General features: G+C 67.0%; 31 protein-coding genes. 25 read left to right on the top strand and 6 right to left on the bottom strand.

The features are described 5' to 3' along the window. Positions 1-54: 54 nt before the first annotated feature. Positions 55-1,341, bottom strand: a complete 1,287-nt coding sequence (locus LG306_RS07485; protein ID WP_404419430.1) for a S8 family serine peptidase — start codon at positions 1,339-1,341, stop codon at positions 55-57. A gap of 153 nt (positions 1,342-1,494) precedes the next feature. Between LG306_RS07485 and LG306_RS07490 the strand changes: the two genes are divergently transcribed. Next, entirely contained in the window at positions 1,495-1,968 is a 474-nt protein-coding gene (locus LG306_RS07490) for an RNA polymerase sigma factor (protein ID WP_205682897.1), read from the top strand. Further along, entirely contained in the window at positions 1,965-2,687 is a 723-nt protein-coding gene (locus LG306_RS07495) for a hypothetical protein (protein WP_404419432.1), read from the top strand. The genes LG306_RS07490 and LG306_RS07495 overlap by 4 nt, the downstream gene beginning before the upstream one ends. On the opposite strand, the gene LG306_RS07500 is transcribed toward LG306_RS07495, so the two are convergent. The 4 genes from LG306_RS07500 to LG306_RS07515 all read right to left on the bottom strand — a co-directional run bounded on the left by LG306_RS07500 (position 2,684) and on the right by LG306_RS07515 (position 6,009). Next, positions 2,684-3,589 carry a cobalamin biosynthesis protein CbiG gene (locus tag LG306_RS07500; RefSeq protein WP_404419434.1) on the bottom strand — a complete coding sequence of 302 codons (906 nt, stop codon included), beginning with the start codon at positions 3,587-3,589 and terminating at the stop codon, positions 2,684-2,686. The genes LG306_RS07495 and LG306_RS07500 overlap by 4 nt on opposite strands. Positions 3,590-3,677: 88 nt before the next feature. Then, positions 3,678-4,193 (bottom strand): hypothetical protein, encoded by a 516-nt coding sequence (locus LG306_RS07505; RefSeq protein WP_055753176.1) that lies wholly within the window; start codon positions 4,191-4,193, stop codon positions 3,678-3,680. 5 nt (positions 4,194-4,198) lie between these two features. After that, positions 4,199-4,984: an exodeoxyribonuclease III gene (xth, locus tag LG306_RS07510; RefSeq protein ID WP_404419436.1), complete on the bottom strand. Its 786-nt coding sequence runs from the start codon at positions 4,982-4,984 to the stop codon at positions 4,199-4,201. Positions 4,985-5,085: 101 nt separating this feature from the next. Further along, entirely contained in the window at positions 5,086-6,009 is a 924-nt protein-coding gene (locus LG306_RS07515; RefSeq protein ID WP_404419438.1) for a hypothetical protein, read from the bottom strand. Between the two features lie 126 nt (positions 6,010-6,135). Here LG306_RS07515 and LG306_RS07520 point away from each other — a divergent pair, with 126 nt between their 5' ends. Genes LG306_RS07520 through LG306_RS07545 form a run of 6 tightly spaced genes read left to right on the top strand, consistent with a single transcriptional unit; the run spans position 6,136 to position 11,000 of the window. Further along, the gene (locus tag LG306_RS07520) at positions 6,136-7,221 is read left to right on the top strand and encodes an MBL fold metallo-hydrolase (RefSeq protein ID WP_404419440.1); all 1,086 of its coding nucleotides are present in this window, start codon (positions 6,136-6,138) and stop codon (positions 7,219-7,221) included. Continuing rightward, positions 7,218-7,991, top strand: coding sequence for an enoyl-CoA hydratase (locus LG306_RS07525; protein WP_404419442.1), 774 nt, complete (start codon positions 7,218-7,220; stop codon positions 7,989-7,991). Before LG306_RS07520 ends, LG306_RS07525 begins: the two co-directional genes overlap by 4 nt. 60 nt (positions 7,992-8,051) lie before the next feature. Further along, positions 8,052-8,546 carry a GNAT family N-acetyltransferase gene (locus LG306_RS07530; protein ID WP_404419444.1) on the top strand — a complete coding sequence of 165 codons (495 nt, stop codon included), beginning with the start codon at positions 8,052-8,054 and terminating at the stop codon, positions 8,544-8,546. Between the two features lie 38 nt (positions 8,547-8,584). Then, complete coding sequence (locus tag LG306_RS07535; protein ID WP_404419446.1) at positions 8,585-9,130, top strand: DUF1285 domain-containing protein; 546 nt, start codon at positions 8,585-8,587, stop codon at positions 9,128-9,130. Then, a complete protein-coding gene (locus LG306_RS07540; protein ID WP_404419448.1) occupies positions 9,127-9,789 on the top strand; it encodes a CoA pyrophosphatase in 663 nt (220 codons plus the stop codon). The genes LG306_RS07535 and LG306_RS07540 overlap by 4 nt, the downstream gene beginning before the upstream one ends. Beyond that, positions 9,786-11,000 carry a CCA tRNA nucleotidyltransferase gene (locus LG306_RS07545; RefSeq protein WP_404419450.1) on the top strand — a complete coding sequence of 405 codons (1,215 nt, stop codon included), beginning with the start codon at positions 9,786-9,788 and terminating at the stop codon, positions 10,998-11,000. The genes LG306_RS07540 and LG306_RS07545 overlap by 4 nt, the downstream gene beginning before the upstream one ends. On the opposite strand, the gene LG306_RS07550 is transcribed toward LG306_RS07545, so the two are convergent. Continuing rightward, positions 10,975-11,931: an endonuclease/exonuclease/phosphatase family protein gene (locus LG306_RS07550; RefSeq protein WP_404419452.1), complete on the bottom strand. Its 957-nt coding sequence runs from the start codon at positions 11,929-11,931 to the stop codon at positions 10,975-10,977. The genes LG306_RS07545 and LG306_RS07550 overlap by 26 nt on opposite strands. A 68-nt stretch (positions 11,932-11,999) precedes the next feature. On the opposite strand from LG306_RS07550, the gene LG306_RS07555 reads away from it, so the two are divergent. The 17 genes from LG306_RS07555 (at position 12,000) to ssb (ending at position 25,300) form a co-directional block, all read left to right on the top strand. After that, entirely contained in the window at positions 12,000-12,461 is a 462-nt protein-coding gene (locus LG306_RS07555) for a DUF4112 domain-containing protein (RefSeq protein ID WP_017504140.1), read from the top strand. 143 nt (positions 12,462-12,604) lie between these two features. Beyond that, positions 12,605-14,041 (top strand): DUF2793 domain-containing protein, encoded by a 1,437-nt coding sequence (locus tag LG306_RS07560; protein ID WP_404419454.1) that lies wholly within the window; start codon positions 12,605-12,607, stop codon positions 14,039-14,041. Continuing rightward, positions 14,038-14,193, top strand: a complete 156-nt coding sequence (locus LG306_RS07565) for a hypothetical protein (RefSeq protein ID WP_176758241.1) — start codon at positions 14,038-14,040, stop codon at positions 14,191-14,193. The genes LG306_RS07560 and LG306_RS07565 overlap by 4 nt, the downstream gene beginning before the upstream one ends. Next, a complete protein-coding gene (locus LG306_RS07570; protein WP_404419456.1) occupies positions 14,190-14,453 on the top strand; it encodes a hypothetical protein in 264 nt (87 codons plus the stop codon). Before LG306_RS07565 ends, LG306_RS07570 begins: the two co-directional genes overlap by 4 nt. Then, entirely contained in the window at positions 14,450-14,833 is a 384-nt protein-coding gene (locus LG306_RS07575; protein WP_404419458.1) for a M15 family metallopeptidase, read from the top strand. Before LG306_RS07570 ends, LG306_RS07575 begins: the two co-directional genes overlap by 4 nt. Beyond that, entirely contained in the window at positions 14,830-15,309 is a 480-nt protein-coding gene (locus LG306_RS07580) for a hypothetical protein (protein ID WP_404419460.1), read from the top strand. Before LG306_RS07575 ends, LG306_RS07580 begins: the two co-directional genes overlap by 4 nt. Then, positions 15,260-15,451 carry a hypothetical protein gene (locus LG306_RS07585; RefSeq protein ID WP_404419462.1) on the top strand — a complete coding sequence of 64 codons (192 nt, stop codon included), beginning with the start codon at positions 15,260-15,262 and terminating at the stop codon, positions 15,449-15,451. Before LG306_RS07580 ends, LG306_RS07585 begins: the two co-directional genes overlap by 50 nt. A gap of 218 nt (positions 15,452-15,669) precedes the next feature. Continuing rightward, positions 15,670-16,485 (top strand): flagellin, encoded by an 816-nt coding sequence (locus LG306_RS07590; RefSeq protein WP_269220896.1) that lies wholly within the window; start codon positions 15,670-15,672, stop codon positions 16,483-16,485. Between the two features lie 272 nt (positions 16,486-16,757). Then, the gene (locus LG306_RS07595; RefSeq protein ID WP_269220897.1) at positions 16,758-17,501 is read left to right on the top strand and encodes a flagellin; all 744 of its coding nucleotides are present in this window, start codon (positions 16,758-16,760) and stop codon (positions 17,499-17,501) included. A gap of 111 nt (positions 17,502-17,612) precedes the next feature. Beyond that, a complete protein-coding gene (locus LG306_RS07600) occupies positions 17,613-18,431 on the top strand; it encodes a flagellin (protein WP_404419465.1) in 819 nt (272 codons plus the stop codon). 111 nt (positions 18,432-18,542) lie between these two features. Beyond that, positions 18,543-19,280 (top strand): flagellin, encoded by a 738-nt coding sequence (locus tag LG306_RS07605; RefSeq protein ID WP_017504130.1) that lies wholly within the window; start codon positions 18,543-18,545, stop codon positions 19,278-19,280. Between the two features lie 164 nt (positions 19,281-19,444). Continuing rightward, positions 19,445-19,639 carry a flagellar protein FlaG gene (locus LG306_RS07610; protein ID WP_017504129.1) on the top strand — a complete coding sequence of 65 codons (195 nt, stop codon included), beginning with the start codon at positions 19,445-19,447 and terminating at the stop codon, positions 19,637-19,639. Positions 19,640-19,777: 138 nt separating this feature from the next. Continuing rightward, positions 19,778-20,695, top strand: coding sequence for a flagellin (locus LG306_RS07615; protein ID WP_112862609.1), 918 nt, complete (start codon positions 19,778-19,780; stop codon positions 20,693-20,695). Positions 20,696-20,756: 61 nt separating this feature from the next. Continuing rightward, positions 20,757-23,456, top strand: coding sequence for a transcriptional regulator (locus LG306_RS07620; RefSeq protein WP_404419468.1), 2,700 nt, complete (start codon positions 20,757-20,759; stop codon positions 23,454-23,456). 81 nt (positions 23,457-23,537) lie between these two features. After that, positions 23,538-24,209, top strand: coding sequence for a hypothetical protein (locus LG306_RS07625; RefSeq protein WP_404419470.1), 672 nt, complete (start codon positions 23,538-23,540; stop codon positions 24,207-24,209). Continuing rightward, entirely contained in the window at positions 24,209-24,634 is a 426-nt protein-coding gene (locus LG306_RS07630; protein ID WP_404419472.1) for a hypothetical protein, read from the top strand. The genes LG306_RS07625 and LG306_RS07630 overlap by 1 nt, the downstream gene beginning before the upstream one ends. 168 nt (positions 24,635-24,802) lie before the next feature. Further along, positions 24,803-25,300 (top strand): single-stranded DNA-binding protein, encoded by a 498-nt coding sequence (ssb, locus tag LG306_RS07635; protein ID WP_017504124.1) that lies wholly within the window; start codon positions 24,803-24,805, stop codon positions 25,298-25,300. Positions 25,301-25,310: the final 10 nt, after the last annotated feature.

The following is a 25,310-nucleotide window of genomic DNA, read 5'->3' on the forward strand; positions in this document are numbered from 1 at the left end:
TCACAGGGTCCAACGACGGCGTCGGTCAGTTTCATCCCGGCAGACGAATCTTTTTTACGACGCCAGACGTCCGCGCGCGCCGACAGCAGCTGGCGGGGTGCGCAGGGAGAGGCCCACAACCCCTTGGCCATAGACGGCGTCGCGGCCGGATGCGCCGGCGTCGACCGCGGTCAAACCCTGGCGGCCGGACTTGCCGATCAGGCCTGCGACCAGCGGCGCGGCGAAGGAGGTGCCGCGCACCGAAACGAAACTGCCGGCGCGTCCGGCGGCGGCCATGTCGGCGCCCGGCGCGGCGTAATCGACCTGATCTCCGCGCCCCGCTTCGGGAAGGACGCGGCCCTGGGCGTTGACGGCGGTGACGCCGACGACCTGCGGATAGGCGGCGGGGTAGAGGGGCGGGGCGGCGGGGCCGTCGTTTCCGACCGCAGCGACCAGGATGACGCCGCGCCGCTGCGCCGCCGACACCGCGCGTTCGATCAGAGCGTTGCGCGGCCCGACCAGACTGATGTTCACGACGGCGACGTGACGTTCGACCATCCAGGCCAGGGCCGAGGCCAAGGCTGTCGCCGACCCGCCCGCCGCGCGACCGCCGTAGATGTCTGCCACCAAAAGCGCCGCGCCGGGATCGCCGCCCTTGAAGCCCCCCGCATTCCCGACCATCAGCGATGCGACCGCTGTGCCGTGCGCGCCCATTTGCGGCGGGCCGGAAAAGCCGCGTTGCTCGATGGCCGATCCGGCCAGGGCCGGGTGGGTCGCTTCGACGCCTGTGTCGATCAATCCAAGGCGGGCGCCCGGCGCCGCGCCGTTCGTTTTTGGGGAGGCGGGCGGCGCGAGAGGGGCGGCCGTCATTCCGGCAGGAGAGGCGATGTGGTTGAAGGTGATCTCCGCGCCGGGCGCCATTTCGCGAAGTCGTCGCACCGCGCGATCCAGGGTCAGGCGACGCGGGGGCGCCAAGACCACGATCGACAGGTCAAGCGCGTCAAGACGCTCTTCGCGCAGAACGATGAAGCCCGCAGCCAGAGCCTGATTCCGCGCGTGCTGCGGCAAATCAACCGCCACGACCTCGCCCGTGACCACGGGCCAGCCATTCGGATCCGTCTGGAGCGCGCCGCGCGAGCCTCGAACTAGATCGGTCAGGCGAGCAGGCGCCGTGAGCGCATCCTCGAGGACATCGCGCGCCAGACCTTCAAGCGTTCCCCTTTGCGGAATGCGATCGGTCAGGCCTGAAGGCAGCGACGGAAGGGAGGACGGCAGGCCGATCTGCGCGACGGCAGGCGAAGCGACCGCGCAAGCCACAAGCGTCGCCGCCATCCATCCGATCGTCAGCCGGTTCAAAATCACCCGATCCGCTCCTTGCGCCGTCTTGCATCGTCAGGCGATCCATTCGCCTATGCCCATTCGCTTGTGACAAGGGATGAAACGCGCCACGCCGCGCGTTTCATCCCTCATGGCAGAGGAACACGCGTGGACGAATTTCAGACGGAGTTGGTGGCGATGCTTCCGCGCCTTCGCCGGTTCGCGCGCGTTCTGCGGCCCCAGGACACCGACGCTCAGGATTTGGTGCAACACACGGTCGAGCGCGCCTTGGCCTCTCGAAAGGGGTTCAAGGCGGGCACGCGGTTGGACAGTTGGGCGTTCACGATCATGAGACGGATCGCCATAGACGACGGTCGAAAGGCCCAGCGGTGGGCCCGCGTCGTCTCGCCCGAGGACGACGCCACGCCGCAGGCGCCCGATCCGGCCCAGGCCGGCGAGGGGTTGCGCACCGACGCCCTGGCTGCGCGCGACGCCATCCACGCCCTGCCGGACGATCAGCGTCAAGCTGTGGCCCTGGTCCTGATCGAGGGCCTGTCCTACGCCGAGGCGGCGCAGGTTCTGGGCGTGCCCGCCGGCACATTGACCAGCCGACTGGTGCGGGGCCGCCAGACCCTGGTCGAAGTTCTCGCCGCTCAAGGAATCACCGGATGACCCGCTACGACGACGAAACCTTGATGCGGCGGATCGACGGCGAAATGCCCGTCGCCGAGCGTGACCGGATCGATGCGGCGGCTGCAAGCGACGCCTATCTGGCGGCTCGGCTGGCGGCGCTGAGGACGACCGGCACGGCTGCGCGCGCCGCCTTCCCGGTCCAGAGCGATGCGCGCGATGCGGATCTGGCCCGGCTTATCATGGCGTCGGGCGCCGCGCCGACGAAAAGCGCAGGCTGGAAGCTCTGGCTCGCCCAAGCGTTTGCGCCCCGGTCGGCCGTCATCTGGGGCGGTCTGGCGACGACGGCCTTCGTCGCCGGCCTGCTGATCGCGCCGTCACTGAACGGGTCGACCGGGTTCGCCCTGACCAGCGACGGCGCTGTGGCGGACTCTGGGCTGGTTCGGGTGCTGGACACGGGCCTGGCGGCCGACGGGGCCGATGCCCAGGGGCGGGCGGTCGGACTGACGTTCCGAAACGCCGAAGGACGCTGGTGTCGGACCTTCACCGCCAAGCAGGACGGGGTCGCGGGACTGGTCTGTCGCCAAGGCGATGCCTGGCGGCTGCAGGCCCTGGCGCCGGTTGGGGCTCCGGGGGCGGAAATCCGCACGGCCTCCAGCGACACGCCAGCCGTCGTGCTCGCGGCTGTCGATACGACCATCGCCGGGGACGCTGCGGACGCCGCCGCCGAACGGCGCGCGCGCGACGACGGTTGGCGTTAGACGCCCAGGATCCAGCCTTCTTCCTCCTCGACCTGGGCGATCAGTTCGGGCGAGGCGTCCTTGGGCGGGGCGAACGCCGCGGCTAGATCGCCGGCCTCGTCCATCCGGGCGAGCGCTTCGGCCGTTGAGCGGACCTGGGCCTGGTCCTTGAACTCACCGGGTTGAGGCTTGGTCTCGTGCATCGACGGCCAGACCTCGACCACGAGAGCCGACAAGGGTTCCACGTCATCGGGCGTCAGCGCGCGCCAGCCGGTGCCGAAGGGCCAGACGGCGCCTGACGGGCCGAGGCTTTCCAGCAGTCGCCGCACAGCAGGGATGCCGACCAGGGTCTGGCCACCCACGGCGCCCGCGCCGTGCATCTGCCACACGCTCTTGGGCTGAAGCCGGCCCTTGCGAGCCGCGTTTTCTGTGGCGCGGAACTCCGGGATGTCGGCGCCGGACCCTGCGGGGGGTTTGGTCGTGGTCAACCAGCGCTGGGCCTGTTTGGCCGGCGCGCCCCACAGAGGCCAGGCTTCGTCGGTCATCAGCCGGTTCATCTTGGCCGCGACCTGATAGCGGTTGTTGGTGTTGTCGGCCTTGTCCACGATGTTGGAGGCGATGAATTTCCACATGGCTTGCCACGGGGTTCCGTCCAGCTTCAGCCGCGCGGCCGTGCCTGCGGGATAGCCGAAGTTGAAGTCCAGCCCGACCAGCACTCGGTCGCCGCGCTTTCTGTGATCCGCCAGGATCGAGGCCAGCAGGGCTTCGCCCTCGGCCCGGGTCGCGACATTGTGCGTCTCGGTATAGAGGCGGAAACGCACGTCGCGCTTGGCCACGCCGATCCACAGCGAGGTGTCGCCGAGCTTCTTGGTTTCGGCGGCGGTCCAGTCAGCGACGATATAGGCGTCGAAAAGGCGGGCCAAGGCGGCCTCCCTGATAAAGGCGTGTCGGTTAGGAGTGAGCCGGGCTTCTAACGCCGCATCGCGGCGACTGAAAGGCCCATGCGGCGTCTCAGCCCTTCAGCAGGGCCTCCAGATGCGACAACCAGCGGCGGCCGAGACGAAGCGCCTCGCCCGGCGAGCCGGTCTGAACGGGCAGGGCGGCGTCCCACAGGGCCAGCTCGAACTCCGGGTGGCGGGCGTCGGCGAACATCAGCCGCAGCACCACCTGTTCGGCGTCGGGGGCCAGCACGTCCAGCGACTTGCGCGCCTCGCCCCGGCGGATGCGGGCGACGACGTGGCCGTCCACGATGATCTCTCCCCCCTCGACCTCATCGAAGGCGTAGACCAGGCCATGGGCGCCGTTGGCCCAAAGCACGACGACCTGTTCGACGTCGAAGTTCAAGGCGCAGGCGCGACCTTCGCCCGGCGAGAGGGCCTCGACCTCTGGCGCGGCGCCGAGGGTCTTGAGCATGGCGCGGTGCAAGCGGCGCGGCGGCTCCATCCACCACGACAGCGCCAAGGCCAGGGTCGTCAGCAGGGCCGCCGCGAGGGCGATCAGCAGCACCACCCGCAAGACGTCGGCCATGGTCGTCAGGCCTCCAGATCGAGATCGACCACCACGGGAACGTGGTCGCTGGGTTTTTCCATGTCCCGGGCGTCGCGATGGGTCTCGATCCCGCGGAACCGGTCGGCGGCCTGGGGCGACAGAAGGGCGAAGTCGATGCGGATTCCGTGATCACGCTGCCAGGCGCCGGCCTGATAGTCCCAAAACGTGTAGGCGCTAGCGGCTTCGCCGCCGATTTCGTGCGCGTCGGCCAGACCCAAATTCTTCAGGGCGCGGAAAGCCTGACGGCTCTGGGGTTGGAACAGGGCGTCGTCGGTCCAGGCGGCCGGGTTCTTGGCGTCCTCGGCCTCGGGGATGACGTTGTAGTCGCCGCACAGAGCCAGCGGCTCCTCGAACGCCAGCAGATCCTGGGCATGGCGGTTCAACCGGTCGAACCAGGCCAGCTTGTAGTCGAACTTCTCGGTCCCAATCGGATTGCCGTTCGGCAGATAGAGGGCGCCGACGCGAATGGGCCGGGGCGCCTCGACCAGGGCTTCGATATAGCGCGCCTGTTCGTCAGTCTCGTCGCCAGGCAGGCCGCGCCGAATGTCGGACAGGGGGTATTTCGACAGCAGGGCGACGCCGTTGTAGCTCTTCTGCCCGTGGGTCTCGACATTGTAGCCTAGGCTCTCGAAGGCCTCGCGCGGGAACTTCTCGTCCACGCATTTGATCTCCTGGAAACAGGCGACGTCGGGGGCGGCCTGCTCCAACCAGGCCAGCACGGTGGGCAGGCGGGCGTTGACGGAGTTCACATTCCAAGTGGCGATGCGCATGACGGCGACGCTAGGCTGCGTCTCGGTTTTGGAAAAGAGGGCGCAAAAGAAAAGGGCCGCCGGATCGCTCCGACGGCCCTTGGATCAGTCTTTTGACTGGCTTAGAGGCGACCGCCAGCGGGCGCCGCAGCAGCGGCCGGAGCCGTCGTCAGCTTGCAGCCGCCGCCGATCTGCTGGGCCGTGGCGCAAGGGTAGATTTGCTGGACCACCTTTTCGGCATTGGTGCGAGCGATAAAGCCGTCGCCTGCCGCGCATTTGGCTTCGTAGAAGCTACCATTCGCGTTCTGACCCATCAGCCGGGCTTCGGTCACGTCACAAGCTGCGGCATCGGTGCCGGCGAGCCACGTTTTTACCGATGAAGCGATTTCACTCGGCGTCGTGAAACGGCAGGTCGCGCGTTCAGCCAACACCTGAATGCATTCGGTCTTCTGCCAAGCGTTGCCGACTTTTTTGATCCAGTATCCCTGAACGCCGGAGCAACCCGCCTCATAGACGACGGAGCCCTCGCTCGACTTGCCGACGACGCCGACCTCGTCGACGGTGCAAGGCACGGCCGCTTGTTGGGCGTATTCGCGCAGGAAACGTTGGGTGTCGATGTTCGCCTCGATCGTGCATTGAGGACCGACATCCGCTTCGGGATTTGCGGCGCGCCTGGCGGCGGCGGAACTGGCCAGCACGACGCAGTCGGTCGCCAGTGGCGGCGTCTTGGACTCGATCATGAAACCGGGACCAGCCGAACAAGCCACCTCATAGATTGAAGTCTTCTCGGCGGTCGTGCCCAGAAGCTTTGCGTCAGTGACCTGACACCCGGTGTTCGCCAAGGTGGCCTGTTCCTGCGCAGCGGTCTTGATCTGCTCGGGCGTCAACTGAGGCGCACGGTCGCGGCTGCGGCCCATTCGCGCGTTACCGTTGCCGCGCGTGGCGTTTTCACGGGGGTCGTCCGGTCGGGACTGTGCGGCGACGGGGGCGACGGAAGCAGCGGCAAAGACCAATGCTAGCACTGAGGCGGCGAGGCGGGACTTCATGGAAACACCTTGGGTTTCTGAATGCATGGCCGCTTCGTGGCGGTGTATTTGGGCAGGGTCAAGGCGGGTGTGGACGGCGGCGAGGGACACGGGCTAAGTATCTGCGCGTTTCGATTGGAGACTGACTTGGCTGATGGAACGACGTCGGCGACGGCCGCGAAGGATGGGCGGGGCCTGACCTATCCGTTCGACGCCGTGCCGGGCGCGGGCGAAGCGATCGAGGTCGCGCCCGGCGTGCTGTGGCTGCGGTTCGCCCTGCCGTTTCAGCTGGATCATGTGAATGTCTATGCGATCCGGGACGATGACGGCTGGGTCATCGTCGATACGGGTTTGAAGACATCGGCGACCGTTACTTCTTGGGAGATGGCGCTGGATGACGCGCTGGACGGCAGGCCCGTGACGCGATTGATCTGCACCCACATGCATCCCGACCATATCGGCCTGGCAGGCTGGCTATGTGAGCGGTCGTGCGCGCCGCTGCTGATGTCGCGGCTCGAATATGTGACCGCGCGCATGCTGACGGCCGAGGAGGCGGGCGACGCGCCGGCGGACGGCGAACGTTACTACAGAGCAGCGGGTTGGAACGATGATCAGATCGCGCGCTGGCGGGCCGACTACGGCGGGTTCGGCAAGGGCGTGGCGACAATGCCGCGCAGCTATCTGCGACTGTCCGACGGCGACATCGTTCAGATCGACGGACACGATTGGACAGTGGTCGTCGGGTCAGGTCACAGCCCGGAGCATATCTGCCTGTGGCGGCGGTCGGACGATGTCTTCATCGCCGGAGATCAGATCCTGCCGCGCATTTCGTCCAATGTTTCGGTATGGCCGACGGAGCCCGAAGCCGACCCGCTGGGCGACTGGATGGACTCGCTGGACAGACTGAGGGCTCTGTTGCCGGAGGGCGCGTTCGTCCTGCCGGCGCATGGCGAGCCTTTCTACGGCGTCCACGCGCGGCTCGACGCGCTGAAGCGGGGGCATGAGGTCGCGCTGAAACGGCTTGAGCGGACGTTGCGTCAACCGTCTAGGGTGATCGACGGCTTCTCCGCCGTCTTCGGTCGAGTGGTCGGGGACGGGGTGCTGGGCATGGCCACGGGCGAGGCCCAGGCGCATCTGAACTATCTGGAACGACGCGGCCGCGCCCAGCGGACGCGGGACGAGCGCGGCGTCGACTGGTGGAGCGCCGTCGCACAGGACGAGGAAACGACGTGAGCGAACATATCCGCAGCGAACTGGCCGGCGGCGTCCTGACCGTCACCCTGGATCGGGCCGACAAGAAAAACGCCATCACACAGGCCATGTATTCGGCCCTGGCCGAGGCGACGGAGCGGGCGCGCAGCGACGATGCGGTGCGGGTGCTGCTGCTGCGCGCCGAGGGCGACAGCTTCTCGGCCGGCAACGACATTCAGGACTTCATCGCCCTGGGCTCGCAAGGGGCGGGGCCGGGTGACATGCCTGTGTTTCGCTTCCTGAAGGCGCTGGCGGATCTGGACAAGCCAGCTGTGGCGGCGGTGAAGGGGCGGGCGGTCGGGATCGGTCTGACCATGCTGTTGCATTGCGATCTGGTGGTGGTCGCCGAGGATGCGCTGCTGTCCGTGCCCTTCGTCAATTTGGCCTTGGCGCCCGAGGCGGCGTCCAGCCTGCTGTTGCCCGCCGTGATCGGTCATCAGCGGGCTTTCGAACTGTTTGCGCTGGGCGAGCCGCTGGATGGCCGGACGGCCCTGGCCTGGGGCATCGCCAATCGCGCGGTGTCGGCCGATCAGGTCGAGGCGACGGCGGCGCAGCTGGCGGCGAAGGTGGCGGCCCGCGCGCCCAACTCGATCCGCAAGACAAAGCGGTTGATGCGTAATGCAGAAGGTCTGTGGGCGCTGATGCAGCGCGAGGGCGAAGCTTTTGGTTCGCAGATGACGAGCCCCGAAGCGATGGAGGCCTTCATGGCCTTTACCCAGAAGCGCGCCCCGGACTTTTCGAAGGCGGGTTGAGCGGTCGTCACAAGGCCTTGCCTTGATTTGGCGCAGCTTTGCTTCTAGGTGCGCGCGCCGATGTCGCACGCCCTTTCCATACCTCCGGCCGTAAGCCGTATCGAAGCCGAGACCCCGGCCGACGCCGAAGGCGTGGATGCGCTGGTCATGGCCGCCTTCGGGCCGGGACGGTTCGCCAAGACGGCCGAGCGTCTGCGTGAAGGCTCGCAGCCAAGCGCGGGCTTTGTCGTGAAGCGCGACGGGGAAGTGGTGGGCTCGGTGCGGCTATGGCCGGTCGTGGTTGGAGACACTTCGGCGCTGTTCTTGGGACCGATCGCCGTGGACGCCGGTCGCCGGAGCGATGGTCTGGGCGCCGAACTGGTTCAGGCTTGCGTGGATCACGCACGGACGCTGGACGTCGGCGGCGTGCTGCTGGTCGGGGACGCGGCCTACTTCGAGCGGTTCGGCTTCGCCCCTGCGCCCGAGGCGATCCTGCCCGGACCCGTGGATCGTCGCCGCGTCCTGTGGCTGGCGACCGGCGTGGATCAGGTTTCGGGCTCAGTTCGCATCGGCTGACCCTTTCCCGCACGGTTCGCGGGGCCTAAGTCAGGGGGATGGATAATCCCAGGTCAGGACTGAACGCCGTCGCCGAGGCGGCCAAACAAGCGCCCGGCAAGGGGCTGCCGCCGGTCCACCTGTGGCATCCCGAGCATTGCGGCGACATCGATATCGTCATTCGGGCTGACGGCGTTTGGATGCACGAGTGTTCGCCCATTGGCCGCACGGAATTGGTGCGGCTGTTCTCGACGGTGCTGAGGAAAGACCCGGACGGCTATCACCTGGTCACGCCGGTCGAAAAGCTGAAGATCACCGTCGAGGATTTGCCGTTCCGGGCTGTCGCGATGCGTCAGGAAGGCGACGCGCTGATTTTCACCACAAATGTCGGTGACGAGGTTACGGCGAGCGAAGCCGATCCCATCGTCGTCGAAACCGATCCGACGACGGGCGAGCCGGCGCCGCGCATCCATGTGCGTCGCGATCTGTGGGCGCGCATTGCGCGGTCGGTCTTCTATGAAATCGTCGAAATGGCCCAAGAGGTCGATGGACGACTGGTCGTTCGGTCGGGCGGCCAGGTCTTCTCGCTGGGCGCGGTGACGTGAGCCTGGAGACCTTGAGGGCGCGGCTGGTCGATCGGCTGGCGCCGGTCGAGACGTGGCGGCCTGAACTGGTCGCGGCGCGGTCAGACTTCGATCTGAACCCTCAAGCGACACGGACGGCCAAGGAGCTTCGGCCGGCGGCGGTGCTGATCCCCATCGTGGCGCGACCCGAGGGTGCGACCGTGCTGCTGACGCGGCGCGCGGACACCCTGGCGCGGCACACGGGGCAGATCGCGTTCCCGGGGGGGCGGCTGGACCCCGGCGAAACCGCAGTTCAGGCGGCGTTGCGTGAGGCGGACGAGGAGGTGGCGCTGAACCCCGACACGGTCGAGGTTCTGGGCCTGTCCGATGCCTATGAGACGGGGACCGGATTTCTGGTCACGCCAGTGATCGGCTGGCTGCGCGAGGCGCCGGTCACGACGCCGTCGCCGGACGAGGTCGCCGAGGTGTTCGAGACGCCGTGGGACTTTCTGATGGACGCCGCCAACCATCGTCGCGACTTTTACGATCTGGACGAGGGCTTGCGGCGCTGGTTCTGGGCCATGCCTTGGGGCGAGCGCTACATCTGGGGTGTGACGGCGGGGATTCTGAAGGCATTGCACGCGCGGCTGTATGGCGACGAGGCTGCGCCAGAGGCGGCGGCCGACGAGGATGCGGCATGAGCGTCTCAGTGAAGGGACAGCCCTGGCTGGAGAGCCAGGCGACGCGGGCGGTGATGCGTGCGCTGGAAGCGGCGGGCGGTGCGGGCTGCGCGCGGTTCGTGGGCGGCTGCGTGAGGAACAGTCTGCTGGGCCAGCCGGTCGACGACATCGACATCGCCACGCGCTTGCGGCCCGAACAGACCATGGCGGCGCTGAAGGCGGCAGGGTTGAAGGCCGTGCCGACGGGCGTCGAGCACGGCACGGTGACGGGCGTGTCGGAGCGGCGTCCCTATGAGATCACGACCCTGCGTCGCGATGTGGAGACGGACGGACGCCGTGCGGTGGTCGCCTTCACCGAGGACTGGGCCGAGGATGCGGCGCGGCGGGATTTCCGGCTGAACGCTCTTTACGCCGATGCGGCAGGGACGGTGTTCGATCCGACCGGCGGCGGGTTGGAGGATGCGGCGGCGGGACGCATCGTTTTCGTCGGCGAGGCGGAGACGCGCATCCGCGAGGACTACTTACGCATCCTGCGCTTCTTCCGGTTCTACGCCTGGTATGGGCGGGGTGAGCCGGACGCGGTCGGACTGGCGGCGTGCGCGGCTCTGAAGGGCGGCATGGCGCAGCTGTCGGCCGAGCGGGTGTCCAAGGAGGTGTTGAAGCTGCTGGCGGCGCGCGACCCGCGTGCGGCCGTGCGAGAGATGGCCGAGACCGGCGTGCTGGGCCAAGTGTTGCCGCAGGCGCAGCCGCTAGCGCTGTTCGGGGCGATGTGTGACTTGACCGACGATCCTGTGATGCGGCTGTCGGCCTTGCTTCCGGCCGATGTGACGGGGGTGATGGAGATCGCGGGTGATCTGAGATTTTCGAACGCGGTGCGAGATCGGCTGGCGGCGGCGGTCGCGGACGGGCCTGCCGTTTCGCCGACGATGAGCGACGCCGAGGCGCGGGCGGCGATCTACAGGCTGGGACCCAGGGCGTTCGAAGATCGGCTGATGCGCGCCGAAGCGGCCGGCAGGGGCGATGGCGCGGGGCTGCGGGCGCTGGCTGCCGACTGGACGCCGCCCAAGATGCCCGTCGGGGGGCGCGATCTGGCGCGTCTGGGCCTGGCGCCAGGGCCGGATACGGGGCGGTTGTTGAAGGCGTTCGAGGACGGTTGGGTCGCTGACGACTTCCCGGCCGAGGGGCACGAGGTGCGGCTGAAGGCGCTTATCGCGGCGGCTGAGCGCGGGTGAACTCGGTGATGACGGGGCGGTGGTCGGATCCCGTCGGCTCGCCCAGGCGGCGGGTAATCAGGGCCAGATCTGGCGAACGATAGACCTGGTCGATGGTGATGCCGGCGAAGGCGGGAATCTGGCTGGGCCAGGTGCCGGGCCAGCCGGGCGCGGGGATTAGGCCCAAGTCGGACTGGACTTGTTTGCCGATACGAGCGCTGGAGACGCTGTTGAAGTCCCCGGCGGCGATGACGGGATGGTCTGGCGCGGCCTTCATGCGCTCAGCCAAGGCCATGACCTGGGTGATCTGACCCCACTGATATTGATAGGGCCAGGGTCGGGTCAGGTGGATGCCGAAGACGTTGATCGGGCCGATGGGGGTCTGAACCGTCGCCCCCACGGCGCTGAGGCCGTCAGGACGTTCGGGCAGGCGTTGCAGGATCGGATACCGCGAGGCGATCATCGAGCGCGCGTGGTCGCCGGCGCGCGCCTGGCCGATCAGAACGCGATGGGGATAGTCCGGCAGCAGCTGGTCCAGCCGCGACGCCGGGGCCTGGCCCAACTCGACCAGCACCAGGATGTCGGCGTCGGCGGCCGCGATGGACCGGCGCATGGCTGCGACATCGGTGTTGAACACATACAGATTGGCCGAATAGACCCGCACGATCGGCTGGTCGGGAACAGGCGCGCCCTTCGTCGGCGTCCATTGCGGCCAGACCGACAAGGCCAGCACCACACACGCCAGTCCGCCGACGATCGAGGCCGGCCATAGGCGAAAGAGCAGACACACCACGGTCACGCCGACGGCCGCCAGCAACACCGGCGATGTGAACTGCGCCAGTATATCCACCCAGCGATGGCCGATGCCGCTGAGCGCCGCTGCGCCGAAAGCCGCCAAGCCCAGCAGCAGGGCGCTCGCCGTCACATTCGCCGCCAGCTTGATCAGGGTCATCGAAGACGTATCTCTCGGATTGAACAGGAAGCCTCGCCCAGCGTTAAGGCGACGCTTTGGAGGGCGACATGGCCAGACGGTCGATCCGGGATATCGAGAACATCTGGTCCAATGTCGAGGGCGTCAAGAAACTGTCGGACCGGGTCATCGGCATCGGCCCGTTCGGCATGGGGCTGGACGCCATGCTGACCTGGGTGCCGGTCGTCGGCACGGCATACACGGTCGGGACGGGCGGCTGGCTGATGCTTCAGGCCGTGCGGGCCAAGGCGACGCCGGCGACCCTGGCGCGCATGGGCGCCTATATGGCCATCGACACCGCCACAGGCACGGTGCCCATCGCGGGCGACATCGTCGATACCTTCTTTCCCGGGCAGCTGATGGCGGCGCGGGCGCTGCAAAAGCACATTGAAAGCACCCACTGGGTCGAGGACACCGAGGCCAATGCGCGCGCCACCGGCGACCACGAGATGCACGAAGCCCGCGTTCAGAACGACAAGACGCTGAAGCGGATCATCTATCTGCACGATTGAGATACGCTGGCTGAGGCGGCCTAGCCATCGTTTTCTCCGCAATTAAGACACCTGAAATCAAGGAACTGATCCAAATCACCGACCGTCTTCCGGCCTGAGGAAAGACTGCGCCCAGACTGATCTCCACGACAACGGAGAGAAGAATGAGCGACGATTTCAGCGCGCGTCTGAACCTGCCCTATCTGGCGGCGGGGCAGATGCAGAAGCATGTGACCCTGAATTCGGCCCTGACCCGGCTGGACGCCCTGTTACAGACGGCGGTGGTCAGTCGCACGACGGCGATCCAGCCGGTCGATGCGTCTGACGGCGATCTTTATATCCTGCCGCAAGAGGCCGAAGGCGCAGCCTGGGCCGGGCGGACGACCGGAACCCTGATGCGGTTCGAGGGCGGCGGCTGGAGCGCCGTGCCGACGCCGGACGGCATGATCGCCGGCGTTCTGGACGAAGGTGTCGCGGTGGTGCGGGCCGATGAGGGCTGGGTCGCGCTGGGGCAGCGACTGGGCGAGGTGCAGGGGCTGACGCGGCTGGGTCTCGGGACGACCGCCGACGAAGCCAATCCCCTGACGGCCAAGATCAATGCCGCCCTGTTCACGGCGCGCGGCGAGGAAGATGGCGGCGATGGCGACCTTCGCCTGACCCTGAACAAGGCGACGGCGGGCGATGTCCTGTCGCTGCTGTTTCAGAGCGGATACGCCGCCCGCGCAGAGCTGGGTCTGATCGGCGACGACGACCTGAGCCTCAAGGCCTGCGACCACGCCGGGATATGGCGGTCGGTGTGGCGCGTGGATCGCGCGACGGGGCGTATCGGCTTCGATCAAGGCGCGGTCCGGCGCGAGACGACGCTGTTCACCAGCGATGACGACTACGCCCTGCCGGCCTGGGCGCGCTGGGTCGAGGCGACCTGCATGGGCGGCGGGGGCGGCGGGAGCGAAGGGCTGGCGGGTCCGGCCGGAACATCGCGTCTCGGCGGCGGCGGAGGCGGCGCCGGCGGGCTGAGCCTCGGGCGTTGGGCAGTCGATGATCTGGACGGCGTCCTGACGATCACGGTCGGTGCCGGCGGGATCGGCGGCGTTTCGGGCGGCGATAGTGAGGTCGCGACGGGTGACACGGTCCTGTTGCGCGCGACGGGCGGGGCCGCAGGCGGCTCTGGCGTCGGTGGGGCAGGCGGTGTCGGCCAACGGCTCGCCAATCCCGGCGGGAGCTCTTCGACAACCGCGACAGCGGCGACGGGCGCAGAAACCCTCTGCGCGGACGGGCCGGGCGGTGGCGGGGCAGGGGGCGGTCTGAGTGCAGCGGATGTCGCCCATGCCGGAGGCGCGGGCGGCGTCGGCGGCTGGTCGGGCCTTCGCGCGTCCGGCGGTGTCGCGGGCGCTTCGGGGCAGGCCTCGCCCAAGCCGCTCTTGTCGATGGTCGGCGGGGGCGGCGGGGGCGGCGATGCATCAGCAAGCGGAGCAGGCGGTCCCGGCGGCTCAGGCGCGCTGTTCGGGGCCGGGGGCGGGGGAGGCGGCGCGGGCCTGACCTTCGGCGGCCAAGGCGGTTCGGGCGCTTCGGGCGCGGTTCTGATCACGGTCGTCGGATGAGCCGGCGCGGACATCCGGCCGAGCCGGTCGAAGTGCTGGAGGCCGAAGCGTGGGAAGCGCCCGACAGCCTCAGCGACGGGGAATGGCGCGCCCAGTCCGGCTGGGACGGCCGCTGCGCCATCGAAACCTATGACGAGGAGGACGAACGATGACCCGACAGGGGGCGATCCCCTTGGCGGAGGGGCGGTGGCTGTTTCGTCGCCTCTACGCCTTCGCCGTCAGCGCGGGGCTGTGGGTGCTGTTGATGCGCACGGTCGGGCGGATGCCGGCTGAGATGCTGCCCAGGATCACGGACGGGCTGATGGGCCTGCTGGCCTTGATCCTGGTGCTCTATCTGGTGGCGCCGACCGCTCAGCAGTTGATCACCCTGATCGCCACAGCGCGGCTGCGGATCAGCGGAGGCCGACCATGAGCTTTCGTCTGTCCAGCCGGTCGCGCGCGCGGCTCGTCGGCGTGCATCCGACCCTGATCGCCGTGGTCGAGGCGGCCATCACCCGCACGCCCGTGGATTTCATGATCACCGAGGGGCTGCGCACGGCCGAACGTCAGGCCGCTCTGGTCAAGGCCGGCGCCAGCCGCACGACGCGCTCGCGCCATCTGACGGGCCATGCCGTCGATGTCGCCGCCCTGGTCGAAGGGCAGGTGCGATGGGACTGGCCGCTGTATGGCCGGATCGCCCAGGCGTTCAAGGCGGCGGCGCTCGACCTGAAGACGCCTCTGATCTGGGGCGGCGACTGGAAGACGCTGCGGGACGGTCCGCATTTCGAGCTGGATCGAAAGGTTTTTCCATGAGCGCTGGATCCATACTGCGGGCGCTGACGCCGCTCGGCTGGTTGGCGGCCGCCGCTGCAGCGTTCGCGCTGGGGTTCGTCCTGCTCGGTGGGCTCGGCTTTCGCTGGGACCCGCTGAACCTGAAGCACAAGCGTCTGGAGGCCGCGCGCACTCAGGCGCGGGATGCGACGGCCGCGGCGGCGGCGCAGGCCGACGCCCGACGCATCGAAACCGAAGGCGCCGCGGCTCAGGCCCAGCGCGTCGATCAGTATCACCACACCACAGGGGCGGCGGACCGGGCGACCACGGCCGCCGTCGCCCTGGCCAGGAGCACCGACGATGCCGATCAACCCTTGGAGAACCGCCGCGCTGATCGTCTGCGCCACCATGACGGCGAACTGTGCCGCATCGCCCCCGATCTCGCCGGTTGCGCCGACGCGGCTGGTCTTGCCAGAGGCGGCGACACGTCCGTGCGCGCTGGCCACCCTGCCAGCTGAACCGACGGCCGGCGATCTGGACGCGGCCAATCTGCTGCGCGGCGCCCAGATCGTGGCCTGCGACGGGGCGCGGCGGCTGGCGGTCGAGACGATGTTGGCCGAACGCGCGATGCAGGACGCGCAGCTGCGACGCCGCGACTGACGCCCTGCAAAAACGGCTCGGCAACTTCTGCCGCCTGGTGTGCAGGCTTGCCGGGTCGTTTCGCAAACCGCCGAGATAAGTTCAATGAAATCAATGTGGGCGTCTGGCTGGCGTCGCATTTTGGACTGGCCCCGCCCTTGCTCTCCTGAAGACCGAGCAAAACGCTCCTGACGCTAAAATGGCGTCGGACATCACACGAAGTGAACAGGACAGCCAAAATGGCTACGAGCATCAATACGAACTACGGCGCAGCTGTCGCCCTGCAAAACCTCAATGCGACCAACGCCATGTTGGAGCGAACGCAAAACCGTGTCTCGACCGGCCTGAAAGTCGGCAGCGCCAAGGATAGCGGCGCCATCTACGCCATCGCCACCGGACAACGCGCCAACATGGGCGCCATGGATTCCGTGCGCGCCTCGCTGCAACGCGGCCAGTCGATCGTCGATGTGTCACTCGCGGCCGGCGATACGGTGACGGCGGCTCTGGAAGAAATGAAAGGTCTGGCCGTCAGCATCGCCGGTTCGACCGGCGCGACCCAGACCTCCTACCTGACCGAATTCCGCGCCTTGGGCGCCGAAATCACCTCCGCCCTGGCCGGTGCATCGTTCGATGGCGTGAACCTCTGGACCAACGCTGCTGCGACCAATGTGATCAAGGATGTCAGCGGCGGCACCACGTCCGTCGGCTTCACGGTCGCGGGTGGCATGGCTGGCGACACCGCCATCACCACCATCACCAACCAGTCCATCGCCGCCGGCGCGGCGACGACCGCTGCGGTCGACGCCGCCATCGCCAAGGTGACGGACGCTTTGTCGACCCTCGGCACCCAATCCAAGTCGGTCAGCCGCCAGGTGACCTTCCTGAACAAGCTTCAGGATGCGACCGAAGCGGGCATCGGCAATCTGGTGGATGCCGACCTGGCCAAGGAAAGCGCCAAGCTGACCGCCCTGCAAACCAAGCAACAACTGGGCGTGCAGGCGCTGTCGATCGCCAACCAGAGCAGCCAAACGCTGCTGAGCCTGTTCCGGAACTAAGCGACCGCGGCCGCAGGCCCGGGTGGTCCGGTGATCACGCGTTCGATCTCGTTTTCACGCCGCCCGGCAAAATATGCCTAGCCACGCCATCGGGTGGGCAGACTTTGCCGAGTATTGAAGAGGGTAAATCAATAGTAAATCAAATAAAACAATAACTTGTACTAGTTTCTGCCCGGCCATTTTGGCCCGGCAATTGCTTCACACCAACCGAGCAAAAAGCTCCCGTCGCCAAAAAGGCGCCGGAACTCACGAAGTGAAAAGGAGGGCCAGAAATGCCCAGCATCAACACGAACTACGGCGCCGCAGTCGCTCTGCAGAGCCTGAACAAGACCAACAGCGAGTTGGAGCGGACCCAGAACCGCATCAACACCGGCATGAAGGTGTCGTCGGCCAAGGACAGCGGCGCGATCTTCTCCATCGCCACGGCCCAACGGGCGAACGCCTCTTCGCAAGACGCCGTCCGCGCCGGCTTGCAGCGCACCCAGTCGATCACCGACGTGGCCCTGGCCGCCGGCGACACGATCACGGCCGCTCTGGAAGAGATGAAGGGCCTGGCCGTCAGCATCGCCGGAACGACGGCGGGTTCGGCGGCTGAAACCTCCTACCTGGCCGAATACAATGCGCTGGGCCTGGAAATCACGTCGGCGATCGCCGGCGCGTCCTTCGACGGTGTCAACAGCCTGACCACGCCTCTGGGCGTCGCCGGCGTTACGGATGTCAGCGGCGGCGGCAAGGCGCGAGCCGACGCCACTACCGCCAAGGTCGACACCGCCATCGCTACCGTGACCAGCGCCCTGTCGACCCTGGGCACCCAGTCCAAGTCGCTGGGCCGTCAGATCACCTTCGTCAACAAGCTTCAGGACGCTCTTGAAGCCGGCGTGGGCAATCTGGTGGACGCCGATCTGGCCAAGGAAAGCGCCAAGCTGACCGCCCTGCAGACCAAGCAACAGCTGGGCGTGCAGGCGCTGTCGATCGCCAACCAGGGCAGCTCGATCCTGCTGAGCCTCTTCCGCTAAGGCCCGGAGACCTCGTCGCCTCGGCGGCGGGGTCATGGTCTTGAACCCTGAGCAAAACGCTCCCGTCGCCAAAACGGCGTCGGCTGTCACGAAGTGAAAAGGAACGCCAAAATGGCGAGTGTAAACACAAACTACGGGGCTGCAGTCGCGCTGCAGAGCCTGAACAAGACCAATGCCGAGCTGGAGCGGACCCAAAACCGCATCAATACCGGCATGAAGGTGTCGTCGGCGAAGGACAGCGGGGCGATCTTCGCCATCGCCACGTCCCAGCGGGCGAACGCCAGCGCTCAGGACTCGGTTCGCAGCTCGATCCAGCGCGGTCAATCCATCGTCGACGTGGCCCTGGCCGCCGGCGATACGATCACGGCCGCGCTGGAAGAGATGAAGGGCCTGGCCGTCAGCATCGCCGGTTCCACCGGCGCGGCGAAGACGTCCTATGAAAACGAGTTCGCGGCCCTGGGTCAGGAAATCAAGAGCGCGCTGGACGGCGCCAGCTTCGACGGGGTCAACCTGCTGAAGACGGCTTCGACGGGCGGTACGGCGGTCAACGTCCGTATCGGCACCGGCGCGACCGACACCAAGACCATCGGCATCGCCACCGATCTCAGCGCCAACACCGACCTGGCCAAGTTCACGGCTGCGTCGCCGACGGTCGCCGACTTCACCTCGGCGAACGTCGATCTGGTCATGACGGCCGTCACCACGGCGCTGTCGACCCTGGGCACCCAGTCCAAGTCGCTGGGCCGCACCGTCAGCTTCGTCAACAAGCTTCAGGACTCTCTTGAAGCTGGCGTCGGCAATCTGGTGGACGCCGACCTGGCCAAGGAAAGCGCCCGACTGACCGCTCTGCAAACCAAGCAACAGCTGGGCGTGCAGGCGCTGTCGATCGCCAACCAAGGCAGCTCGATCCTGCTGAGCCTCTTCCGCTAAGGCCCGGAGACCTCGCCGTTTCGGCGGCGGGGTCGTGGCCTTGAACCCCGAGCAAAACGCTCACCCCGGCAAAACGCCGGGGATCTCACGAAGTGAAAAGGAGGGCTAGAAATGCCCAGCATCAATACGAACTACGGCGCCGCAGTCGCTCTGCAGAGCCTGAACAAGACCAACAGCGAGTTGGAGCGGACCCAAAACCGCATCAACACCGGCATGAAGGTGTCGTCGGCGAAGGACAGCGGGGCGATCTTCTCCATCGCCACGTCCCAGCGCGCCGCCGCCGCTTCGCAAGACGCGGTCCGCGCCGGCTTGCAGCGCACCCAGTCGATCACCGACGTGGCCCTGGCCGCCGGTGACACGATCACGGCCGCGCTGGAAGAGATGAAGGGCCTGGCCGTCAGCATCGCCGGTTCCACCGGCGCGGCACAGACGTCCTACCTGGCCGAGTACAACGCCCTGGGTACGGAAATCGCCTCGGCGATCTCCGGCGCATCGTTCGACGGCGTCAACAGCCTGACCACGCTGGGGTCCAACGCAGCCATCACCGCGGTGAACACCGGCAGCATCACGGCCGCCAACGCCACGACTGCCAACGTCGATGCGGCGATCACCGCGACGGCGAGCGCCCTGTCGACCCTGGGCACCCAGTCCAAGTCGCTGGGCCGTCAGATCACCTTCGTCAACAAGCTTCAGGACGCTCTTGAAGCCGGCGTGGGCAATCTGGTGGACGCCGATCTGGCCAAGGAAAGCGCCAAGCTGACCGCCCTGCAGACCAAGCAACAGCTGGGCGTGCAGGCGCTGTCGATCGCGAACCAGGGCAGCTCGATCCTGCTGGGCCTGTTCCGCTAAGACGCGCGGCCGGAACGGTCTCACGACCGTTCCGGCCGATCGTTTGACACTCTTGAGGGGCGCGAGCGATCGCCGCGCATGGAGCAATGACGCAGAATGTCGAAAGAACAGTAGGCTTACCTCCGCCAATCCCCGAAATTCCCGTCTCCGTTCGTCACGAGCCCGTGGCGAGGAACGACAATGAGGACGCCAGCCGATACCGCCTCACCATCGAGGCCGTGGGCGACCACCAGTTCGTTTACAAGGTTCTGGACCGCGTGACAGGCGAGGTGATCCGGCAGCTTCCACGCGAGGAGGTGGAAAAGCTGAGCCGCGACCCGACCTATCGCGGGGGGAAGTTGATCGACACAGCCGTCTGAACCGTCCGACGCTGAAGTAGAAATGCCCGACGCCGCCGGCTTGCCGGACGGCGAAATCATGGTTTCCGGAGCGTTAACCATGTGATTACGACTCATGGTTAATCCTGCAGGCCACAGAACGTCCGGGGGCTTGAAGCCATGACCACCAGCATCCACACCAACACCTCGGCGATGATCGCCCTGCAGAATCTGAATCGCACCAACGACCAGTTGGCGTCGACCCAGAGCCGCGTGAATACTGGCCTGAAGGTTCAGGGCGCCAAGGACAACGCGGCCGTCTGGGCGGTGGCCCAGGGCCAGCGTGCGGATCAAGGGTCGTTGGAGGCGGTGACGACCAGTCTCAAGCGCGCAACCTCCATCGCCGACGTGTCGCTGGCTGCCGGCGAGCAGATTTCGGACATCCTGCTGGAGCTTAAGCAAAAGGCCACGTCTGCGGCGGATCCCAGCCAAAGCGCAGCCTCGCGCGCGTCCTATAACCAGGAGTTTCAGGCGCTTCTGGGTTCGATACAGTCGTTCGCGGATAACGCGATCTTCGACGGCGCCAACATCCTGGACGGGGCCGCGACGACCGACCTGACGTTCCTGGCGAGCGCGGATGGCAAGGAAACCATCGCGGTCAAGCGCCAGAATATGTCTCTGGCGGGCTTGGGCCTTGCCGCCAACTCCTACGACTCGGACAAATCGACCGCAGCGATCGACGCGTGGACGAACAACGCCGGCACGCCGGAAGACGAGACGCTGCTGAACGCCGCGCCGGATCTGCTGACCCAGGAAAAGGCGCAGTTCGCTCTGCGACGGGTCAACGACGCCATCGCGGTCGCCAGTTCTCGCCTGTCGGAGCTGGGCGCCCAGGCCAAGCAGATCGAACGACACACGACCTATGTCGGAAAGCTGTCGGATTCGCTGGAGGCCGGCATCGGCAATCTGGTGGATGCGGATCTGGCCAAGGAGAGCGCGCGTCTTCAGGCCTTACAGGTCCAGCAGCAACTCGGTGTCCAGGCCTTGTCGATCGCCAACCAGGCGCCGCAGATCATCCTGTCGCTGTTCAAGGGCTGATCCCCACAGCTTAACGGTTCCTTATCGACGCCTGTCGCAGGATAGGGTCGGAGCCGTCTGAATGATCAACAACAGCTATCTGCTGGGTCTTTACGGGGTGACGATGGACACGTCGTCGACCTCCAGCACGGCTGCGACCGTCAAGGCCAAGAAGACCCAGCCGACAGCCCCCTGGTCATCGACCACGACGCCGGCGAAGGCCAGCGACCTGGTGCGGGCCGCCCTGGGCGGGCGCCGGTTGATCGACGAGGGCAATGTCAGCCTCGATCTCGCAGGCGCCTCGACCGACTATCGCAAGATGTTCGCCCTGTATCAGGGGCTGACTACGCTCGGCGCCCTGGCCGATCGGGCGGGTGTAAAGGGGATTGCTTCGTCCGAAGCGAGCCTCTTGGCGAAGCGCTTCGGCGACGGCCTGGCGGAGATGTCGGCCTACCTCAAGACCGCCAGCTTCGAAGACGTCCGGCTGGTGCAAGGGGTTTCGAAGACTTCCGTCAAAAGCACCTATGCGCTCGAGCGGGCGCCGACCAGTTTCGTCACCGCGCCCCTGCACGACGGCGACCCCACCGCCTCGGTCAAGGCGTTCGAGGGGGACGTGAAGTTCTCCATGACGGTCAAGACCGCAACGGGCACGCAGACGATCGACCTGGACCTGGCCGAAATGGGGGCGTCGGATCGGTCGATGGTCAATGTCGTCGATTACATGAACGGCAAGCTGGAGGCCGCAGGCGTCGCCACGCGCATCGCGTCCCAGCGCATTCCGGCCGAACCCAAGACATTCAAGAGCGGGACCAAGACGATTACCCTGCCGGCCGGGCCGGACAAATGGGCGCTGCAGGTCAACGGCGGGACGGGCGAGGCCCTCAGCTTCCAGGCCGTGGACACCTCGGACGCCGTCTATGTGACCCAAGGGGTCGGCAAGACCGGCGCGGCGGGCCAACTGCTGAAGTTCCAGGCCGACGGCGGCGCGGCGCCCGCCGCGCAGCAAGGCGTGGACGATCCGTTCTGGGTCGAGGGCAGGGTGGGGCACGCCGATCTGCCGGACGGTGTCGCCGCGGTGAAAGCCAGCGCCGTGGCGCCAGATGGCTCTGTCTGGCTCGTCGCCGAACTGACGGCGGGCGACGCCAATCAGCCGATCAAGGGCGCGCGCGATGTCGCCCTGATGAAATACGATTCCGCCGGCAATCTGATGCAGACAAAGCTGCTGGGCGCGGCGTCTAGCGCCAACGGCTTTTCCATCGCCATCGACGGCGACGGGCGGGTCGCCCTGGCCGGATCGGTGACCGGGGCGCTGGAGCCGGGCAAGAGCGGCGATGACGCGGCTGGCGCCGACAGTTTCGTTTCGGTGTTCGACAGTTCGGGCCAGGAACTCTGGACCCAGCGTCGCGGGGCCAAGGCGGCGGACGAGGCGACCGAGGTGCGCTTCGGCGCCGACGGGGTGGTCTATGTCGCCGGTCGGTCGAAGTCGGGAATGCCGGGCAGTGCGGCGTTGGGTGGCTGGGATTCCTATCTCCAGGCCTTCCGCGAGCAGCCCATCGTCATCAACGGCCCTGATGTCGGCGTGAACATCTCCACGGCGCAGTTCGGCACGGGCGGCGACGATTCCGTTCAGGCCATGACGGTGTCGGGCGCCGATCTCTATACGGCGGGCGTCGAGAACGGGAAGGCGGTCGTTCGCCGCTTCACCCTGGACGCCGATGGCGTTCCGAGCCTGGCCTCGACGCGCGACCTCGGCTACGCCAACGGCGCCATCGCAGGCATATCGGTTGAGAACGGCAAGGTCGTCGTGACAGGTCACACCGAAAACGCAGCGCTCGATATCGGCACGGTGACCAACGCCCACGCCGGCGGCAGCGACGTCTTCATCGCCACCTTGTCGGCCGATCTCCAAGCCGCAGGTAGCGACCAAGTGACCTATTTCGGCGGGGCGGGCGCGGACACCGCCGCCGATGTCGCCATCAAGGACGGCAAGGTCTGGATCACCGGCACGAACCGGGCGGAAGGCGCCGGCAAAGACGATCCGACGTCCGGCTATCTGGCCCAGATCGACCTCGCGACCGGTGCGGTTCAATCCAATCGGACATGGCGAGCGGATGGCGACCAGGCCAAGCCGACCAGCCTCAGCATCGCGGCAAACGGCGCCAGCGTGCTTGATCGCCTCGGTCTGCCCCAAGGGCAGATCATGCAGGCCGACTCCAAGCTGCTGACCGTCGCCACGTCGGCGCGGGTCGGCGATCAGTTCTCGATATCACCCGCGAGCGGCGGCCGCGCCGTGACGGTGACGATCGACGCCAAGGACACGCTGGAAAGCCTAGCCAAGAAGATCAATGCCGCCTCTGGCCGTCAGCTGGAAGCCAAGGTCATCACCGACCTGAAGACCAAGCCTGTCGTCCAGAGGCTGGAGATCAAGACGGCAGCCAACAGGGAGGGGGCCATCATCTCCGCCGGCGCCATCGGCAAGGACGCCTTGGGCGCGCTGGGTCTGACGCCCGGCTTCGTCGGTCCGGTCAAGCCGGACAAGGATGCGATGAAGACCTTTGGACTGAACCTTCCGAACACTCTCAGCCTGAACGATCCGGCCTCGATCAAGGCGGCGATCGATTCGCTGGCCCAGGCCATGACGGCGGTGCGCTCGTCCTATCGCGCCCTGGCGCCGTCGACAGGCGCCATCACCAACACCCAGACCGGCTCCGGCTCATCGACCGCCTATCAGCAGACCCAGCTGGCCAACTATCAGGCCGCGCTCAGCCGCCTTATGGCCTGATCGCGATCGGGACCGGTCAAGGCGGTTGACGCCTGAGGCCGGGTCGGGGTTATTGGCCTCCTCATCCGCGAAAGCCCGTTCATGGCCCTTCCGAAAGACAACCGCGTCATCCTGTTGGTCGGCGCCGGCGTGGCGGTCATCATCGCCGTCGTGCTCGCTCTGATCTTCGCGGGGGGCGGCGACAAGACGCCGGAGGCGCCGCCGGCGTCCAAGGGCGGTCTCGTGGTCAATCTGGCCGAGGCGCCCACGCTGGAGCCGACGCGCGAGTTGCGCTGCTTCGTCGATGGTCAGTTCGTCGGCATGGCGACGCTGGCGGTCTGCGCCCAGCGCAACGGTCTGGCGACGGACGCCCTGGATGTGGGTCTGGACGCGACCGGCGCCCTGGCGGCCGCACCGACCGCCGCCTTCGCCCCGCCGCCCGAACTGCCCGCGGTCGAAATGGCCGAGACCCCGCCGCCGGCGGCCGTGGAACAGACGCCCGCGCCCCGTCCGACCCCCGTGGTCAGCGGCAGCCCCTGCCTGCGCCACACCGGCTCCGATTGGCGCACCCTGTCGCCAAGCATGAGCCTGAACGCCTGCGTTCAGGCGCTTTACGCCGGAACCTGCGTCGGGCCGGGCGACGCCCAATACGGCCGCTGGGGAGACATGACCCTGCGTCTGGTGCCGCGCCGGGTGGAACAGTCCAATGACAACAACCGTTTCAGAACCCTGGCTGAGCAGGATCGCAACTGCCAATTTCCCGGGATGAATTGATGCGCCTTGTCGTTCTCGCCGCCATCGTCGCTGGAACCGCCCTGCTGAGCGGCTGCTCCAACGAACCCAAATACGAGTTCGCCGAGGGCGCCTGTTACTTCGTGGCGACGCCGGACAATGCGCCGCCCCGCCTGCAGAAGATCGCCGACGACCAGCCCCAGCTCGAACAATGCGCTGCGCGGCTGGAGGAGATGCGTCTTCGCTTCCTGCGCATGGGTGGATCGAACCAGGAAATCGCCGGCGCCTATCAAGGCCGTTTCATCTTTGTGGACCGCGAGGGGGTCAAGATCGGCAAGAGCCTGAACGGCAGCCGATTTTTCGCCATGGCCCGCACCGGCGACGGCCGTTTGGCCATCCCCGGCGCCATTCAGCGCGATGAGGCGGGCCGTCCCATCGCCATCGCAGCCGACCCTGCCGCCAAGTAAGGCTTGCGCGGAAAGAACGAAAGTGGAACATTCGGTTAACGCTTATCCACTGATTTAGCGGGTTTGCTGTCGAAAGGGCTGGCGATGAGCCGCCGCCCCGGTCAGACATCGGACTGAATTGACGGGGCAGGCGAAGTCGTCGCCGCCTCACACGAGAAGGAAGTTTCCATGGCGGGCAGCGTCAACAAGGTCATTCTGGTCGGCAATCTGGGGCGCGACCCCGAAATCCGCTCCATGCCCAACGGCGACCGCATCGCCAACCTGTCCATCGCCACCTCGGAAACCTGGCGCGACAAGTCCTCGGGCGAGCGCAAGGAAAAGACCGAGTGGCACCGGGTCGTCATCTTCAACGACAACATCGTCAAGGTGGTCGAGAACTATGTGAAGAAGGGCTCGACCGTCTACATCGAGGGCGCGCTCCAGACCCGCAAATGGACCGACCAGCAGGGCGTCGAGAAATATTCGACCGAGATCGTGGTCAGCCGCTTCAAGGGTGAACTGACCATGCTGGGCGGCCGTTCGGAAGGCGGCTCGTCAGGCGGTGGTTACGGCGGCGGCGGTGGTCGCGGCGATGACGACTATTCCTCGGGCTTCTCCACCGGCGGCGCCAACAAGCCGAGCGGCCCCAAGGAAAGCTACGACCTGAACGACGACATCCCGTTCTGAGGTAAGACCG

Origin of the sequence: Brevundimonas vesicularis, from assembly GCF_044807075.1 — a bacterium.
Classification (GTDB): Bacteria; Pseudomonadota; Alphaproteobacteria; order Caulobacterales; family Caulobacteraceae; genus Brevundimonas; species Brevundimonas vesicularis_G.

Bases quoted from the DNA above. Each gene is read 5' to 3' on its own strand.
- LG306_RS07490 (WP_205682897.1), top strand. From the start codon at position 1,495: ATGCTTCCGCGCCTTCGCCGGTTCGCGCGCGTTCTGCGGCCCCAGGAC.
- LG306_RS07495 (WP_404419432.1), top strand. From the start codon at position 1,965: ATGACCCGCTACGACGACGAAACCTTGATGCGGCGGATCGACGGCGAA.
- LG306_RS07505 (WP_055753176.1), bottom strand. From the start codon at position 4,193: ATGGCCGACGTCTTGCGGGTGGTGCTGCTGATCGCCCTCGCGGCGGCC.
- xth (WP_404419436.1), bottom strand. From the start codon at position 4,984: ATGCGCATCGCCACTTGGAATGTGAACTCCGTCAACGCCCGCCTGCCC.
- LG306_RS07515 (WP_404419438.1), bottom strand. From the start codon at position 6,009: ATGAAGTCCCGCCTCGCCGCCTCAGTGCTAGCATTGGTCTTTGCCGCT.
- LG306_RS07530 (WP_404419444.1), top strand. From the start codon at position 8,052: ATGTCGCACGCCCTTTCCATACCTCCGGCCGTAAGCCGTATCGAAGCC.
- LG306_RS07535 (WP_404419446.1), top strand. From the start codon at position 8,585: ATGGATAATCCCAGGTCAGGACTGAACGCCGTCGCCGAGGCGGCCAAA.
- LG306_RS07545 (WP_404419450.1), top strand. From the start codon at position 9,786: ATGAGCGTCTCAGTGAAGGGACAGCCCTGGCTGGAGAGCCAGGCGACG.
- LG306_RS07550 (WP_404419452.1), bottom strand. From the start codon at position 11,931: ATGACCCTGATCAAGCTGGCGGCGAATGTGACGGCGAGCGCCCTGCTG.
- LG306_RS07555 (WP_017504140.1), top strand. From the start codon at position 12,000: ATGGCCAGACGGTCGATCCGGGATATCGAGAACATCTGGTCCAATGTC.
- LG306_RS07560 (WP_404419454.1), top strand. From the start codon at position 12,605: ATGAGCGACGATTTCAGCGCGCGTCTGAACCTGCCCTATCTGGCGGCG.
- LG306_RS07565 (WP_176758241.1), top strand. From the start codon at position 14,038: ATGAGCCGGCGCGGACATCCGGCCGAGCCGGTCGAAGTGCTGGAGGCC.
- LG306_RS07570 (WP_404419456.1), top strand. From the start codon at position 14,190: ATGACCCGACAGGGGGCGATCCCCTTGGCGGAGGGGCGGTGGCTGTTT.
- LG306_RS07575 (WP_404419458.1), top strand. From the start codon at position 14,450: ATGAGCTTTCGTCTGTCCAGCCGGTCGCGCGCGCGGCTCGTCGGCGTG.
- LG306_RS07580 (WP_404419460.1), top strand. From the start codon at position 14,830: ATGAGCGCTGGATCCATACTGCGGGCGCTGACGCCGCTCGGCTGGTTG.
- LG306_RS07590 (WP_269220896.1), top strand. From the start codon at position 15,670: ATGGCTACGAGCATCAATACGAACTACGGCGCAGCTGTCGCCCTGCAA.
- LG306_RS07595 (WP_269220897.1), top strand. From the start codon at position 16,758: ATGCCCAGCATCAACACGAACTACGGCGCCGCAGTCGCTCTGCAGAGC.
- LG306_RS07600 (WP_404419465.1), top strand. From the start codon at position 17,613: ATGGCGAGTGTAAACACAAACTACGGGGCTGCAGTCGCGCTGCAGAGC.
- LG306_RS07605 (WP_017504130.1), top strand. From the start codon at position 18,543: ATGCCCAGCATCAATACGAACTACGGCGCCGCAGTCGCTCTGCAGAGC.
- LG306_RS07615 (WP_112862609.1), top strand. From the start codon at position 19,778: ATGACCACCAGCATCCACACCAACACCTCGGCGATGATCGCCCTGCAG.
- LG306_RS07620 (WP_404419468.1), top strand. From the start codon at position 20,757: ATGATCAACAACAGCTATCTGCTGGGTCTTTACGGGGTGACGATGGAC.
- LG306_RS07625 (WP_404419470.1), top strand. From the start codon at position 23,538: ATGGCCCTTCCGAAAGACAACCGCGTCATCCTGTTGGTCGGCGCCGGC.
- LG306_RS07630 (WP_404419472.1), top strand. From the start codon at position 24,209: ATGCGCCTTGTCGTTCTCGCCGCCATCGTCGCTGGAACCGCCCTGCTG.
- ssb (WP_017504124.1), top strand. From the start codon at position 24,803: ATGGCGGGCAGCGTCAACAAGGTCATTCTGGTCGGCAATCTGGGGCGC.